Origin of the sequence: Yinghuangia sp. YIM S09857 (assembly GCF_051388915.1) — a bacterium.
Classification (GTDB): Bacteria; Actinomycetota; Actinomycetes; order Streptomycetales; family Streptomycetaceae; genus Yinghuangia.
In genome coordinates, this window is sequence record NZ_JBPKBH010000011.1 from 210,966 (window position 1) to 225,717 (window position 14,752).

Annotated in this window: 12 protein-coding genes; 3 read left to right on the plus strand and 9 right to left on the minus strand. The window is 71.9% G+C overall.

Annotated features, from left to right (window positions below; all coding sequences use genetic code 11):
• The first annotated feature begins 430 nt into the window (after window positions 1–430).
• On the plus strand, window positions 431–2,782 hold the full coding sequence (locus tag ACRX5S_RS24005) for a heavy metal translocating P-type ATPase (protein ID WP_436775133.1): 2,352 nt from the start codon (window positions 431–433) through the stop codon (window positions 2,780–2,782).
• Window positions 2,783–2,890: 108 nt separating this feature from the next.
• Here ACRX5S_RS24005 and hisD read toward each other — a convergent pair whose 3' ends face one another.
• Window positions 2,891–4,258 (minus strand): histidinol dehydrogenase, encoded by a 1,368-nt coding sequence (gene hisD, locus ACRX5S_RS24010; RefSeq protein WP_436775134.1) that lies wholly within the window; start codon window positions 4,256–4,258, stop codon window positions 2,891–2,893.
• 242 nt (window positions 4,259–4,500) lie between these two features.
• Here hisD and ACRX5S_RS24015 point away from each other — a divergent pair, with 242 nt between their 5' ends.
• The gene (locus ACRX5S_RS24015) at window positions 4,501–5,493 is read left to right on the plus strand and encodes a LacI family DNA-binding transcriptional regulator (RefSeq protein ID WP_436775135.1); all 993 of its coding nucleotides are present in this window, start codon (window positions 4,501–4,503) and stop codon (window positions 5,491–5,493) included.
• Between the two features lie 24 nt (window positions 5,494–5,517).
• On the opposite strand, the gene ACRX5S_RS24020 is transcribed toward ACRX5S_RS24015, so the two are convergent.
• From ACRX5S_RS24020 to ACRX5S_RS24030, 3 genes are read right to left on the minus strand one after another with little or no spacing between them, the layout of a single operon-like run.
• Entirely contained in the window at window positions 5,518–6,654 is a 1,137-nt protein-coding gene (locus ACRX5S_RS24020) for an alanine racemase (RefSeq protein WP_436775136.1), read from the minus strand.
• Window positions 6,651–7,487: an amidohydrolase family protein gene (locus ACRX5S_RS24025; RefSeq protein WP_436775137.1), complete on the minus strand. Its 837-nt coding sequence runs from the start codon at window positions 7,485–7,487 to the stop codon at window positions 6,651–6,653. The genes ACRX5S_RS24020 and ACRX5S_RS24025 overlap by 4 nt, the downstream gene beginning before the upstream one ends.
• An 8-nt stretch (window positions 7,488–7,495) precedes the next feature.
• Window positions 7,496–9,139 (minus strand): N-acyl-D-amino-acid deacylase family protein, encoded by a 1,644-nt coding sequence (locus ACRX5S_RS24030; RefSeq protein ID WP_436775138.1) that lies wholly within the window; start codon window positions 9,137–9,139, stop codon window positions 7,496–7,498.
• A 96-nt stretch (window positions 9,140–9,235) separates the two neighbouring features.
• Between ACRX5S_RS24030 and ACRX5S_RS24035 the strand changes: the two genes are divergently transcribed.
• The gene (locus ACRX5S_RS24035) at window positions 9,236–9,610 is read left to right on the plus strand and encodes a RidA family protein (protein WP_436775139.1); all 375 of its coding nucleotides are present in this window, start codon (window positions 9,236–9,238) and stop codon (window positions 9,608–9,610) included.
• A gap of 117 nt (window positions 9,611–9,727) precedes the next feature.
• Here the strand turns inward: ACRX5S_RS24035 and ACRX5S_RS24040 are convergent, their stop codons facing one another.
• Genes ACRX5S_RS24040 through ACRX5S_RS24060 form a run of 5 tightly spaced genes read right to left on the minus strand, consistent with a single transcriptional unit; the run spans window position 9,728 to window position 14,697 of the window.
• Complete coding sequence (locus ACRX5S_RS24040; RefSeq protein ID WP_436775140.1) at window positions 9,728–10,594, minus strand: IclR family transcriptional regulator; 867 nt, start codon at window positions 10,592–10,594, stop codon at window positions 9,728–9,730.
• A complete protein-coding gene (locus ACRX5S_RS24045) occupies window positions 10,579–11,589 on the minus strand; it encodes an ABC transporter ATP-binding protein (protein WP_436775196.1) in 1,011 nt (336 codons plus the stop codon). Before ACRX5S_RS24045 ends, ACRX5S_RS24040 begins: the two co-directional genes overlap by 16 nt.
• A gap of 53 nt (window positions 11,590–11,642) precedes the next feature.
• Window positions 11,643–12,812, minus strand: a complete 1,170-nt coding sequence (locus ACRX5S_RS24050) for an ABC transporter ATP-binding protein (RefSeq protein ID WP_436775141.1) — start codon at window positions 12,810–12,812, stop codon at window positions 11,643–11,645.
• A complete protein-coding gene (locus tag ACRX5S_RS24055) occupies window positions 12,809–13,741 on the minus strand; it encodes an ABC transporter permease (RefSeq protein ID WP_436775142.1) in 933 nt (310 codons plus the stop codon). Before ACRX5S_RS24055 ends, ACRX5S_RS24050 begins: the two co-directional genes overlap by 4 nt.
• Complete coding sequence (locus tag ACRX5S_RS24060; RefSeq protein ID WP_436775143.1) at window positions 13,738–14,697, minus strand: ABC transporter permease; 960 nt, start codon at window positions 14,695–14,697, stop codon at window positions 13,738–13,740. Before ACRX5S_RS24060 ends, ACRX5S_RS24055 begins: the two co-directional genes overlap by 4 nt.
• Between the last annotated feature and the right edge of the window lie 55 nt (window positions 14,698–14,752).

Sequence of the window (14,752 nt, forward strand, 5' to 3'; positions counted from 1 at the left end):
CGCCGGGGGTGAGGGTGCGGGCCGTACCGGCCGCTGTCCGGGAGGTCAGCCGACCGTCACCGCTTCACCGGCCGCGTCCTGGGCGGATGCCGTGGGCACCGCGCCACCGGAACATACCCCCTAGGGGTAACTTTTGCCTAGCTTCGAAGGAAAGAGGCCGATCCCTGGGTGGCCGAAGCACGGGGAACGGCGGGCAGATTCGGCGCCCCGAGCCACCAGGCGCTTGACTTAATACCCCTTGGGGGTATGTTGTAGGTCGTAACCGCCGCCGATGAACCGCCGATGACGACGGCGCAGGGCCAAGGCCCACCCATGTGGACCGAATACCCCCCAGGGGTATTATTCAGGGGTGGACGCGGGACGGCGCGGCAGCCGTCACCCGCCCGGCCGTGCCGACCCGCGGCACCACCAGATGTGAAGGGAGCAGGCGATGAGTCCGGACACCGAGACCTCGGCGCCGCAGGACGCCGGGCAGATCGAACTGGCGATCGGCGGCATGACCTGCGCCTCGTGCGCGATGCGCATCGAGCGGAAGCTGAACAGGCTCGACGGCGTGACCGCCACGGTCAACTACGCCACCGAGAAGGCCAAGGTCACCTACTCCGGCGACATCGCCCCTCAGGACCTGGTCGCCCAGGTCGAGGCCGCCGGGTACACCGCCGAACTCCCGCCCCCGCCCAGGACGCCCGGCGCCCCGGCCGAGACCGACACGCCGCGGGACGCCGAGGCCGGGCGGGTGCGCGCGCTGCGCGACCGGCTGATCGCCTCCGCGGTGCTCACGGTGCCGGTGATCGCGACGGCCATGGTCCCGGCATGGCAGTTCACCAACTGGCAGTGGCTCTCGCTCGCGCTGGCCTGGCCGGTGGTGCTGTGGGGCGCATGGCCGTTCCACAAGGCCGCGTGGACCAACCTCAAGCACGGCACCTCCACCATGGACACGCTCGTGTCCATGGGCACCCTCGCCGCGTTGGCCTGGTCGGTGTACGCGCTGTTCTGGGGCACCGCCGGTGAGGCCGGCATGACCCACCCCTTCTCCTTCGACATCGAACGCAGCGACGGGGCCGCCAACATCTACCTCGAAGCCGCCGCCGGCGTGACCACGTTCATCCTGGCCGGACGCTACTTCGAGGCCCGCGCCAAGCGCCGCTCCGGCGCCGCGCTGAAGGCGCTGCTGGAACTCGGCGCCCGCGACGTCGCCGTCCTGCGAAACGGCCACGAGGAGCGCATCCCGGTCGAAAACCTGGCCGTCGGTGACCTGTTCGTGGTCCGCCCCGGGGAAAAGATCGCCACCGACGGCACCGTCGAGCAGGGCAGCTCCGCCGTGGACGCGTCGATGCTCACCGGCGAGTCCGTGCCCGTCGAGGTCGGCGTCGGCGACACCGTCACCGGCGCCACCGTCAACGCCGGCGGTCGCCTGGTCGTCCGCGCCACCCGGATCGGCGCCGACACCCAACTCGCCCAGATGGCACGCCTGGTCGAGGACGCCCAGAACGGCAAGGCGCAGGTCCAGCGCCTCGCCGACAAGGTCTCCGGCATCTTCGTCCCGATCGTCATCGCCCTGGCGTTCGCCACGCTCGGCTTCTGGTGGGGCACCGGAGAAGGCGTCGCCGGCGCGTTCACCGCCGCCGTCGCCGTCCTGATCATCGCCTGCCCGTGCGCCCTCGGCCTGGCCACCCCGACCGCGCTCATGGTCGGCACCGGCCGCGGCGCGCAGCTCGGCATCCTCATCAAGGGCCCCGAAGTGCTGGAATCCACCCGGCGCGTCGACACGGTCGTCCTGGACAAGACCGGCACCGTGACCACCGGACGCATGACCCTCGTCGACACCCACCTCGCGGAAGGCGAAACCGAGGAGGAGGTCCTCCGCCTCGCGGGCGCCCTGGAGAACGCGTCCGAGCACCCGATCGCCCAGGCCGTCGCCAAGGCCGCCGCGGAGCGCACCGGAGACCTCGCGGAGCCGGAGGACTTCGCGAACGTCGAAGGCCTCGGCGTCCAGGGCATCGTCGAGGGCCACGCGGTCCTGGTCGGCCGCACCCGCCTGCTCACCGAATGGGCGCTCGAACTCCCGGTCGAACTGGAGCGCGCCAAGGCCGCCGCCGAGGCGCAGGGCCGTACCGCGGTCGCCGTCGCCTGGGACGGCAGGGCCCGCGCGGTCCTCGTCGTCGCGGACGCCGTCAAGCCCACCTCCGCCGAGGCCATCCGCCGTTTCAAGGAACTGGGCCTGACCCCGATCCTGCTGACCGGCGACAATGTGGCCGCCGCTCAATCAGTCGCCGAACAGGTCGGCATCGACCCCGACAACGTCTTCGCCGAGGTCATGCCCAAGGACAAGGTCGACGTCGTCACACGCCTCCAGAGGCAGGGCAACGTCGTCGCCATGGTCGGCGACGGTGTCAACGACGCCGCCGCCCTCGCCCAGGCCGACCTCGGACTGGCGATGGGCACCGGCACCGACGTCGCCATCGAGGCCTCCGACCTCACCCTGGTCCGCGGGGACCTGCGCGCCGCGGCGGACGCCATCCGCCTCTCCCGCAAGACCCTGAAGACCATCAAGTCCAACCTGTTCTGGGCCTTCGCCTACAACGTCGCCGCCCTCCCCCTCGCCGCCTCCGGCATGCTCAACCCCATGCTCGCCGGCGCCGCGATGGCCTTCAGCTCCGTCTTCGTGGTCTCCAACAGCCTGCGTCTGCGCGGCTTCAAGGCCCTCGCCGACAACGCCGACCCCGCCTCCGCCCGCCCCACAACCGCCGCAGCCAAGCCAACAGCCCACGCCACGGCCTGATTTCACCCCCGACGGCCCTGCCGCCTCCTCCGGCAGGGCCGTCGCCCCACGTCGTACGGACCCTTCGGGCACCTCTGGACCCGTCCGCCGTGGGAGGCCATGCCGCCGTCAGGCTTGCGCGGCGGGCGCGTTCCACGAGTGCCAGGGTGCCCACGCCGGCGACGTCCCGTGGTGCCGGGCCGCGCGCGCGTCACCCGAGCGTGCGTGCCCCTCGAACGACTCCACGCGGGAGGCCCGACCGCACAGCTCGCCGAGCTCGGCGGCGGCGGCCGCGTCGGTGACTTCCTGATAGGTCGTCGTGCGCAGGAACTTGCCCACCCACAGGCCTCCCGTGTAGCGGGCCGCGCCGCGCGTGGGCAGGGTGTGGTTGGTGCCGATGACCTTGTCGCCGTACGACACGCAGGTGCCCTCGCCGAGGAACAGCGCCCCGTAGTGCCGCATCGCGGTGAGCGCTCGGCGCGGGTTCTCGGTGAGGACCTGCACGTGTTCCGCGGCGAATTCGTCCGCGAGCGCGAATGCCGCGTCCAAGTCCTCGGTGACGATGACCTGCCCGTGGTCGCGCCAGGCCGGGCCGGCCAGGTCCGAGGTCGGCATGCCCGGCAGGAGCCGCTCCACGAGTGCCAGCACCTCGCGTCCGAGGGCTTCGCTGTCCGTGATCAGGACGGCGGGCGAGTCGGGTCCGTGCTCGGCCTGGCTGAGCAGGTCCACCGCGACGAGGAACGGGTCCGCGTGCCGGTCGGCCACGATCAGGATCTCGGTCGGTCCGGCGAAGAGGTCGATCCCCACTTCGCCGAAGAGCTGGCGCTTCGCCTCGGCGACGTAGGCGTTTCCGGGTCCGGTGAGCAGGTCGACCTTGCCCTGAGCGGCGGTGCCGAGCGCCATGGCCGCGATCGCCTGGACGCCTCCGAGCACGTGGATCTCGTCGGCGCCGGCCATGTGCATCGCCGCGATCGTCGCCGCGGGTACCTCGCCTCGGATCGGCGGTGTGCATGCCGCGACGCGCGGTACGCCCGCAACCTTGGCGGTCAGCACGGTCATGTGCGCGGATGCCACCAGCGGGTAGCGCCCGCCCGGGATGTACGCGCCGACCGCGTCGACCGGCGTGTTCCGCTGGCCGAGGAAGACCCCCGGCCGGGTCTCCACCTCGAAGTCCGCGAGGGAGCGCATCTGGTGCTCCGCGAAGACCCGGACGTTGGCCTGTACGGCGCGGATGTCGTCGAGGGTTTGGCGGGGCAGCCCCGCGACGAGTTCGTCGATGCGTTCCGGGGAGAGCCGGAACGTGTCCGGCGCCCAATCGTCGAAGCGCGCGGAGTACTCGCGGACCGCTTCTTCGCCGCGGGTGCGGACGTCGTCGATGATGCCGCGCACGATCGTCGCGACATCGGGCCCTCCGCCGGATTCGGAGCGCGCCGACTGGGCGGTGGGCTCCTTGAGTCGAAGGATGGCCGGCTGGGCGTCGAGGTGGTGCGTGGACATGGCTGCTCCGAGTGACGGGGGCGGTGCGCTGAAGGGGCACCGAGCGGGGCGGTAGACCGTCCGAAAACTCTTGCTTGAATACGTATTCATGTCAACGATTCGAGGGGCGCTGGCGCCTAATCGGCCATTTCAGAAGAGGAATGCGTGGATCCACCGCCCCGGCTCGACTCGGACTAGACTCTTCACTGCATGCGCATGCAGACGCGCGTGCGTACCTGCGTTTCGACGGACGGGACAGGCCGATGGCAATCACGAGTCGAGATGTGGCGCGGATGGCCGGCGTCTCCCAACCGACCGTGTCCCGCGTCCTGCGCGGCGTTCCCGGGGTGGCCCCCGAGACACGCGAGCGGGTGCTGAATGCCGCCAAGGCGCTGTCGTACGTTCCCAGCGAAACCGGCCGCAGCCTCGCCACCCGTTCGACCCGGCGCATCGGCCTGGTGGCCGACGATCTCACCAATCCGTTCTATCCCGAACTGGTGCAACCGCTGCGCGACCGCCTGGAGCGGGCCGGTTACCGGGCCCTCCTCGTGTCGGACCGCGTGGACGACCCCGTGGAGGCGGACCGCCTCGCCGACGGCTCACTCGACGGCGTCGTGCTCACGACGACCGAGATCGGCTCCGTGCTGCCGCACGAACTCGTCCGGCGCGGCGTTCCCTGCGTCCTCGCCAACCGCGAGGCCGCCGGACTGCCCGCCGACACGTGCGTGGTGGACAACCGACTCGGCGGCGCACAGGTCGGCGGATTGCTCGCGGACCTCGGGCACCGGCGGCTCGGTGCCGTGTTCGGGCCGGCGTCGACGAGCACCGGGCGCGACCGCGAAGCGGGATTCCGCGCGGCTCTCGGCGAGCACGGGATCCCGCTCCGGACCGAGCTGGTCCGCCGCGGGCCCTTCACCCACGACGCGGGTCGCGCGGCGGTCGGCGAACTGCTCGCCCTGCCCTCTCCCCCGACCGCCGTCTTCTGCGCGAACGACGTGGTGGCGATGGGCGCGTGCAGCGCGGCGGCGGCTCTCGGAATCCGGGTACCCGACGACCTGACCGTCGTGGGATTCGACGACATCGCGATGGCGGGCTGGGACGTCTTCGGGTTGTCGACGGTGCGAGGCGACCTGGCCGCGATGGCGGACGAGGTCGTGCGCATGCTCCTCGCCCGCATCGCGGACCCCGCACGACCGACCGAGCGCGTGGTGATCGCGCCCACGCTGGTGCTGCGCCGCTCGCACGGCGCGGTCTGACCCGCGGCGCCGCCCTCCCCGGCGTCAGTGCCGCGCGGAGATCGGCCACCGCTCCAGGACGGTTCCGTCGGCCACCGCGTGCAGTGTGCCGAACATGTTGGTGGTCCCGCAGGCGTGGTTCGGCACGATGCGCACCAGGTCGCCCACCTTGAGCGCGGCGGTGCCCGGCCCGGTGAGAAAGCCGTGCTCCTCGTTCGCGTCGCCGAACTCGACGTCGGCCAGGGGGAGTCCGTCCACGTCGCACACCAGGCCCACGGAACCCGCGGCGGCGATGGCGTCGGAGCTCATCGCCTTGATGCCGACGTCCGTCACGACGACGCCGGGGCGCTCCGTGCTGACGACCCGGCCCAGGACCGTCAGCGCGCACTGGTCGAGTACGGCGCTGCCGAGGCGGATCTGATTGGCGTCGAAGTAGACGTACGTCCCCGGCCGGGCCTCGGTGACCCCCTCCGCGAACGGCGCCGACGTGGCTCCGGGCGTCGATCCGACGGAGACGATGTCCATCGTGTGCCCGTCGGCGCGCAGGCTGTCGGCCAAGGCGGCGAGGAGGTTTCCCGCTCCCAGGCCGGCGCGTTCCAGGCCGGGGCGGTCTCCGACGTACCGCGACAGGTGCCCCTCGTGGGTGAACACGCCGCAGAGCGAAAGCCCGGGCAGGGCCGCCAGTTCACCGGCCCGTTCGGGCACCGCCCCGGGTTCGGCGCCGGCCCGGCCGTGTCCGGTGTTCACCTCCAGGACCACCGGGACACGGATGCCCGCCCGCAGCGCGGCCTCCGAGAGCGGTCGCCCCGCGGCGACCGAGTCCAGCGCGACGGCGAGCCGCTGTCCGGCGCGTTCGGCGCGGGCCACCGCGTCCACGGCGAAGGCGACCTTCGCCGGGCCGATCGGCACATGCGCCCACAACAGGTCGGGGACGCCCTGCCCGAGGAGCCAGTCGACCTCCTCGGGAGTGGAGCAGGTGAATCCGACGGCTCCCGCCGCCAGTTGGCGCCGTGCCACCTCCCAGCACTTGGAGGTCTTCACGTGCGGTCGCAGCGTGACCCGGGCGGCGGCGTACGCCTCTGCCATCGTGGCGATGTTGCGTTCCATGCGCGGGAGTTCGACCAGGAGCGCCGGCGTGGCGATCCCATCGAGGTCCGCCGGAAGCGGCGTCGTGGAGATCATCGGGCAACCAGCCCGAGGTCGCTGCGGGGGTCGCCGTCGACCAGCCACTCGATGGTCTCCGGCCGGATCTTCGGCATGCCCGGCATGCTCAGTGCGGCGGTCTCACGCAGTCCCTCGACGGCCTGGCGGGGCGTCCACAGCGGGAAGTCCGAGCCGAAGAGCAGCTTGGGCACGACGTTCCACTCCTGCGCCCGGGCGAGGGCCAGGTAGCCGTCCAGCGGACGGGCCCACAGCGCCGAGACGTCCGCGAAGACCCGGCGGTTCTTGCGCAGGGTGACCATCGTCTCGCGCTGCCAGGGGTGCCCCAAGTGGGCGATGATCTGGGTGAGTCCGGGGTGCCGGCGGGCCACCTCGTCGACGACCAGCGGATTGCTGACCGACAGGTCTCCGACCGGGCTGGGTGTCGCGCCCATGTGCCACAGCAGGATGAGGCCGGCGTCCGCCGCCGCCTGGTAGAAGGCGTCGTGGCGGGTGTCCTTGGGGTCGAACAGCGCGAGGACGGGGTACAGCTTCACACCGCGCAGGCCCCGGGCGATGCCGTCCGCCAACTGCTCCATGACGTCGTCGTCGGCGAGGTCCAGCGCCATGAAGCCGATCGTCTCGGTCTCCGTCTCGGCGCAGAACCACTCCACGTATTCGTTGGGGGTCATGACACCGGCCGCCGTGGCGCGCATCCCGAACACGAAGGCGAGGTCGACCTCGCCGTTCATGGCCGCGTCGTACTCGGCCGGCGTGTGGTTCGGGTACTCGTGGCCGTACACCGGCTGCCAGTGGTCGTGCCACTCGCAGCCCCAGTGCTCGCCGAGATGGCAGTGCGTGTGGACGTCGATCATCTGTTCTCCTAGCGGGATGTGCGGACGGTGCCGCCCACGCGATCGGTGCTGTCCGGTCCGCGCAGTACCCGGCCCGGGCGGCGGCCGGTGTGGCCGTCGGTGTCGACGACGGTCTCGCCGCCGACCAGGACTTCGGCGATCCCCTCGGGGTACTGCTGCGGGTCGGTGAAGGTGGCACGGTCGGCGAGGCGGTCGCGGTCGAACAGCACGATGTCGGCGCGCGCCCCGGACGTCAGCGTGCCGGTTCCGGCGAGTCCCATCAGTTCGGCCGGGGCGCCGGTGCAGCGCCGTACCGCGCGGGCCAGTTCGAGGTCGGTGCCGCCCGCGTAGCGGGACAGGTAGCGGGGGAAGCAGCCGTAGGACCGGGGGTGGGGACTGCCCGCCCCGGTGACCCCGTCGCGGTCGAGCGCCTGCCCGTCGGACGCGACCACGCACGCCGGGTGGTCGAGGACGGTCCGCAGGTCGTCCTCGCTCCGGCCACCGGCGACGATCAGCACGCCTGAGCCGTACGCGGCCAGCAGGTCCATCGCCACCTCGTCGGGGTCGGCGCCGCGGCGGGCTGCGATGTCCGCGATCGTCGTGCCCACTTCGTCCTCGTCCGCGGCGGGCCGCGAGGTGGACGGCACGCGGCTGAGGGTGATCTCGTCCCAGCCCGAGGGACGGTCGGCCCAGGCGGCCGCGATGTCGTCGCGGACGGCGCGGTCGCGGAGGCGGCGGGCCAGGGCGTCGGCGCCGCCGTCCTGGGCCCAGGCCGGAAGCAGCTGCGACAAGGGCGCGTTGCCGTGCAGATAGGGGTAGATGTCGACGGCCACCCGGAATCCGTCGGAGAGCGCGTCCTCGACGGCGTCGAGCGCGCGACGGACCGCGCCCCAGTTCCGGCGCCCGACGGAGGCCAGGTGGGAGATCTGGGTGCGGCAGCCGGTGGCGCGGGCGACCCGCAGCGCCTGGTCGACCGAGGGGAGCAGGTCGTCGGCGTAGTCCCGGACGTGCCAGGTGAAGACGCGGTCGTGGAAGGCCACGGTACGTCCCAGGGCGGTGAGTTCGTCCTCCGTCGCGTAGCACAGCGGCGAGTAGACCAGCCCGGTGGACAGGCCGAGCGAACCGGCCGCGAAGGTGTCGGCGAGGAGTCCGCGCATGCGGTCGAGTTCGGCGGGGTCGGGGGCCCGGTCGGTGAAGCCGACGACTCCGGCACGCAGCGGGAGGTGCCCGGTCAGGGTCGCGGTGTTGACCGCCGGACGTGCGGCTTCGACGGCGTCGAGGTAGCCGGCGGTGTCGTCCCAGGACCACGCCAGGGCGGGGTCCAGGTCCAGGTAGCCGACTGCTTCGCGGATCGCCGCGACGTCGGCCCCCGGGGCCAGGGGTGTCACACCGAGTCCGCAGTTGCCCACGACTTCGGTGGTGACTCCCTGCCGAACCTTGCTGCGCGCTTCGGGGGCCGACAGCAGCGTGAGGTCGGAATGGGTGTGGATGTCCACGAACCCCGGCGTGACGACGAGTCCGCTCGCGTCGATGACGCGCGTGGCGCCGCCGCGCTGCACGGTTCCGCCCACCTGTACGACACGTCCGTCCCCGACCAGGACGTCGGCAACGCGCGGCGGCGCCCCGGTGCCGTCCACCACGAGGCCGTTCGCCACCACGAGCGTTTCGCTCATCCCGTCACCTGTCCTTGCCCCGGGATCTCCTGCCCGGCATCATGTGGAACAACATTCCACGTTGTGGGGATCCATTTCAAGACACGAGGTTCGACAATGCAGCGCGTTCATCCCGAAGGCTTCGCTCCGCCCGCCGTCCCGCTCACGCACGGACTGCGTGCCGGCGACTTCCTGTTCGTCTCCGGCCAGGTGGCCACCAGCCCCGACGGCACCGTGTTCATCGGCGACTTCGAGGCGGAGGTCGAGGCCACGCTCGACAACGTGGAGGCGGTGCTGCGGGCGGGCGGCGCCACGATCGCCGACGTGGCCAAGGTGAACGCCTACCTGTCGAACTCCGCGCTCTTCGCCCGCTTCAACGCGGTCTACGCGAAGCGGTTCGGCGACGCGCCCCCGGCGCGCACCACCGTCGTCGTGAACTTCGGTCACGCGGACGTCCGCGTCGAGGTCGAGGCGATCGCCTACCTCGGCTGACGTCCGCGCCGTGGGCCCGTCCCCCGCGGGCGACGGGCCCACGCGTACCGCCGCGATCGCGGCGGACGCGAAATATGCGACGCGCAACCGGCGTTCGTGCCGGGTGCCGGCGTGTACCTAACGCGAACCGATCGGACGCAGCGACCGGTTCACGATGCGCAGCGCGGCCACGAAGTCGCCGTCGTCCGCCAGTTCGGCCGCGACGTCGCGCAGGTGCTCGACGAAGTCCTCGATCCGGTTCGGCGTGAACTCGCCGGACGGGCCCGCGACACTGACCGCCGCCATGCACTGCCCGTCCACCGTCACCGGGACCGCCACACACCGCAGTCCGACGCTCCGCTCGTTGTCGTCGAGCGCGTAGCCGCGGCGCAGTGTCCGCCGCAGCTCCCGGGACAACTGGTCCATGGTCGTGATCGTCTGGTCCGTGAACGCCTCGAACGGCTCCGCCGGAACGGCCTCCGCCAGCCGGTCCGGGTCGACGTGGGCCAGCAGCAGCTTGCCGAGCCCCGTGCAGTACGCGTGGTCGCGCGTCCCCGGCTCGGCGGTGAAGCGCAGCGGCCGGTCCGGCTCGCGGACGCAGATGTGCAGCACCTGCCGTCCGTCCAGCACACCGAGGTTCGTGGTCTGCCCGGTGCGCGCGGCGACTCGGGTCAGGTACTCCTCGGCGACCACGGAGAGGTCGAGCGACTCGACATACGCGGCGGCCAGCGACTGCACCTTGTGTCCGAGCCGGTAGGAAGGTTGCTCGTCCACACGTACGACGTACTCCATCTCGCCGAGCACGCTCAGCAGCCGCACGAGCGTGCTCTTGGGCAGAGTCGTGGACTGGCTCAGGTCGTGCAGCGTGAGCGGCACGGACGTCCTGGCCAGTTCCTCCAGCAGCCCCAGGCCCCTGACGAGGGCCTGGGCGTGGTAGTTGGCAGATGCGGGGCGGGCGTCGTCCACCGACGGCGTCCCCCGCGTACCGTTCACCCCTCGGGCCACGCCCGTGCCTCCTTCTTCTCGATGGTGCCCACCGCCGCGCGCGGCGGTCCGGGCGTGGTGTCCCCTCCGGAGGAGAGTGTGCCCTCCGGGAAGTGACACGCACTCAGGTGTCCATCCTCCTCCCGCGCGACGAGCTGCGGCTCCTCGCTCGCGCAGATGTCCCGGGCCTTCCAGCAGCGGGTGCGGAACCGGCACCCGGACGGCGGGTCACTGGGGCTGGGCACGTCTCCCTGCAACGTGATCCGGCGGCGCTCGTCGCGCCGGGCCGGGTCGGCCACCGGCGTCGCCGACAGCAGTGCCCGTGTGTACGGGTGCTCCGGCGCGGTGAAGATCCGCGCCCGCGGCCCGATCTCCACGATCCGCCCCAGGTACATCACCGCGATGCGGTGCGAGACGTGCCGGACGATCGACAGGTCGTGCGAGATGAACAGGTAGGCGAGTCCCAGTTCCCGCTGGAGCTGGCGCAGTTGGTTGACGATCTGCGCCTGGATCGACACGTCGAGCGCGCTGACGGGTTCGTCGAGCACCAGCAGGCGCGGACCGGGGGCCAGGGCCCGCGCGAGGCCGACACGCTGGCGCTGCCCCCCGGAGAACTCGTGCGCGTAGCGGTCCCCGTGCTGCTGCGACAGGCCGACCATGTCGAGCAGCTCGGCGACGCGTGCGGCCCCGTTGCGACGGTACGTTCCCTGGAGCCGGAGAGGTTCCGCGATGATGTCGTGCACCGTCATGCGCGGTGACAGGGACGCGTACGGGTCCTGGAACATGAACTGCACGTCGCGGCGCAGCGGCGCCAGGGCCTTGCCGGACAGGCCGGAGACGTCCCGCCCGTCGAAGGTGATGCGGCCGCCGGTCGGCGCGAGCAGTCGGGCGATCATGCGGCCGGTGGTGCTCTTGCCGCAACCCGACTCCCCGACCAGGCTCAGCGTTTCGCCGGTGGCGATGCCGAAGTCCAGTCCGTCCACGGCGCGTACGTCGCCGACGTGCCGCCGCAGCATGCCGCGGCGGATCGGGTAGTGCTTGGCGAGCCCTTCGACCCGGAGAAGTTCCGTCACGGCGCCTCCTTCATGTCGGACATCGGGTCCGCGACCGGGCCGGGAATCGGCTCGGGGACCGCCTCGGAGACCGGCTCGGCGAGCGCGGTGTCGCGCATCGCGTCGGGGACGGTCGCGTACAGGTCGCGGGCGGTCGCGCCGACCAGTTCGTCGGCGTAGTGGCATGCGCTCCGGTGCCCGGGGGCGGCCTCGACGAGCGGCGGGCGCTCGGTGCGGCAGCGGTCGCGGGCGATCGGGCAGCGCGGATGGAAGGCGCAGCCCGCGGGCGGGTGGGCCATGTCCGGCGGGGTTCCGGGGATGGACGCGAGGTCGTCGTCCTCGCCGCCGGAGGTCGGGACGCTGGACAGGAGTCCGAGCGTGTACGGATGCCTGGGCCCCGCGAACAGCTCAGAGACCGCGGCCTGTTCGACCACGCGGCCGGCGTACATCACCACCACGCTGTCGGCGAGTTCGGCGACCACGCCGAGGTCGTGGGTGATGATCACGGTCGCCGCGCCGGTGGCGTCCCGGGCGTCCCGCAGCAGATCGAGCACCTGGGCCTGCACGGTGACGTCCAGGGCGGTGGTGGGCTCGTCGGCGATCAGCAGTTCGGGCCGGTTCGCGATGGCGATGGCGATCATCGCACGCTGGCGCATGCCGCCGGAGAACTCGTGCGGGTACTGCCGCACGCGAACCTCCGGGTTCGGGACGCCGACGGAGCTGAGCAGTTCGACGGCACGCTCGCGTGCGGCGGCCCGGCTCGTCTTCTTGTCGTGGAGACGGACCGCCTCCACGATCTGGGCGCCCACGGTCATCACCGGGTTCAGCGCCGTCATCGGGTCCTGGAAGATCATCGCGACCTGGTTGCCCCGGATCTCCCGCAGTTGATGGTGCGTCAGTTCCAGGAGGTCCCGACCGCGCAGCCGGATCTCGCCGCCCACGATGCGCCCCGGGCGGCGGATCAGTCCCAGCACGGACATGGCGGTGACCGACTTGCCGGATCCGGACTCGCCGACGACACCGAGGATCTCCCCGGGCCGCACGCTGTAGGCGACTCCGTCGACGGCGCGGACGGTGCCCTCGTCGCCCGCGAACTCCACGACGAGGTCGCGGATCTCCAGGATCGGCGCGTCGTCCCGGACGTCGGTGGCCGGGACGGACGCGTCCGACGGGTACGCCGGGTTCATCGGTGTGCTCCCTTGCTCTGCCGCGGGTCGCCCGCGTCCCGCAGCCCGTCACCGACGAAGTTCACGGAAAGGACGGTCACCGCGATCGCGATCCCGGGCGGCAGCCACATCCACGGCGCGGACTCGATGAGCGTCAGGCTCTGCGCGTCGTTGAGCATGTTGCCCCAACTGGCCTGCGGCGGCTGCACGCCGAGGCCGAGGAACGACAGTGTCGCCTCCAGCAACACCGCCTGGGCGACCGCCAGGGTGGCGGCCACCGCGACGGGCGGCAGCGACGCCGGCACGATGTGCTTGCGCACCAGCCACCACGGCCCCGCGCCGCCGGCCCGGGCCGCGTGCAGGTAGTCCTGCTCGCGCAGTCCGAGGGCGACGCCGCGTACCACCCGGCACGCCTGCGGCCAGTGGGTGGCGCCGATGGCGATGACCAGCATGGTGACGCTCGGGCCGAGGACTCCCGCGAGCACGACGATCGCGATCACGGTCGGGAACGACAGGACGATGTCGGCGAGCCGCATGACCGCGGAGTCGACGACGCCGCCCACCAGGCCGGCCACCGCGCCCAGCAGGGTCCCGATGACCACCGAGATCAGGGCGGCGGACACGCCGACCAGCAGGGACACGCGGCCGGCGTGCACCACCCGGGAGAAGACGTCGCGGCCGGACGAGTCGGTGCCGAACCAGTGCGTGCCCGAAGGCCCCTGGCGCAGCGCGTCCAGGTCCACCTGATTCGGGCTGTGCCGCGCGATCAGCGGCGCGAACACCGCCAGCACGACCACCAGTCCGAGCACGGCGGCACCGGCCACCGCGAGCCTGTTGCGCCGGAACCGGCGCAGGGCCATGCGCGCCGGCGTGCGGCGCGGCCCCACGACGGCTCCGCCGGCCGGCGCCGGCGCCGGCCCGGCGATCGCGGGGTTCGTCGACACGGTCATCCCAGCCTCACCCTCGGGTCGGCGACCGCGTAGAGCAGGTCGGCGAGCAGATTGCAGATCAGTACGAGGACCGCGACGTACAGCGAGACCCCGATGATCACCGGGTAGTCGTTCTGGTTCACCGAGCTGATGGTCAACTGACCCATCCCGGGCCACGCGAAGACCTGCTCGATGACCACCGCACCGCCCATCAGCGCGGGGACGCTCATCGCCACGACGGTGATGAGCGGCACGAGCGAGTTGCGGAAGGCGTGCCGCAGGACGACCCGGGACCGCGACGCGCCCTTGGCCTCGGCCGTCCGCGTGTAGTCCTCGCCGAGTTCACCGATCACGCCGCTGCGCACGTACCGCATGATCGGCGCCGCGGCGATCAGGCCCAGGAGGATCGCCGGCATCAGCAGGTGTTTCAACTGGTCCCCCGGAGAGCTCACGCCCGGTGTGGTCATGCCCGCGGACGGCAGCCAGTCCAGCTTCAGGGAGAACACGTAGATCGCGACGATGCCGAGGAAGAACGGCGGGATGGAGATGGCGCCGAGGCCGAACACCGTGGTCCCGTAGTCGAGCCACGAGTTGCGGCGCACCGCGGACAGGATCCCGAGCGGGATGCCGATGGCCAGCGAGAGCAGCAGGGCGACACCCATGAGCTCGACTGTCGGCCCCAGGCGCTCGGAGATCGCCGATGTGACGCTCTGCCGGCTGACGTACGAATAGCCGAGGTCGCCGGTGACGGCGTGCCGCAGCCAGTCCCAGTACTGCACCGGCAACGGCCGGTCCAGACCCAGTTCGTGGCGCTGCCGGGCGATGAACTCCTCGCTGCCGGAGGAGACCTGGTCGGGATTGATCATCATCCGGACGGGATCGCCGGGCGCGGCGTGCACCAGGGCGAAGATGCCCACGGTGATCGCCAGGAAGACCACGATGTTCACCAATATGCGGCGCAGGACGAACGTCCCCACTTGTCCCTCCAATCACGGGGAGCCGCCGGGGGGGGGGGGGGGGGGGGGGGGGGGG

What these genes read in the sequence shown, in the direction of transcription:
- ACRX5S_RS24005 (WP_436775133.1), top strand. Translation starts at nt 431, where the DNA reads ATGAGTCCGGACACCGAGACCTCGGCGCCGCAGGACGCCGGGCAGATC.
- hisD (WP_436775134.1), bottom strand. Translation starts at nt 4,258, where the DNA reads ATGTCCACGCACCACCTCGACGCCCAGCCGGCCATCCTTCGACTCAAG.
- ACRX5S_RS24015 (WP_436775135.1), top strand. Translation starts at nt 4,501, where the DNA reads ATGGCAATCACGAGTCGAGATGTGGCGCGGATGGCCGGCGTCTCCCAA.
- ACRX5S_RS24020 (WP_436775136.1), bottom strand. Translation starts at nt 6,654, where the DNA reads ATGATCTCCACGACGCCGCTTCCGGCGGACCTCGATGGGATCGCCACG.
- ACRX5S_RS24025 (WP_436775137.1), bottom strand. Translation starts at nt 7,487, where the DNA reads ATGATCGACGTCCACACGCACTGCCATCTCGGCGAGCACTGGGGCTGC.
- ACRX5S_RS24030 (WP_436775138.1), bottom strand. Translation starts at nt 9,139, where the DNA reads ATGAGCGAAACGCTCGTGGTGGCGAACGGCCTCGTGGTGGACGGCACC.
- ACRX5S_RS24035 (WP_436775139.1), top strand. Translation starts at nt 9,236, where the DNA reads ATGCAGCGCGTTCATCCCGAAGGCTTCGCTCCGCCCGCCGTCCCGCTC.
- ACRX5S_RS24045 (WP_436775196.1), bottom strand. Translation starts at nt 11,589, where the DNA reads ATGCTGCGGCGGCACGTCGGCGACGTACGCGCCGTGGACGGACTGGAC.
- ACRX5S_RS24050 (WP_436775141.1), bottom strand. Translation starts at nt 12,812, where the DNA reads ATGAACCCGGCGTACCCGTCGGACGCGTCCGTCCCGGCCACCGACGTC.
- ACRX5S_RS24055 (WP_436775142.1), bottom strand. Translation starts at nt 13,741, where the DNA reads ATGACCGTGTCGACGAACCCCGCGATCGCCGGGCCGGCGCCGGCGCCG.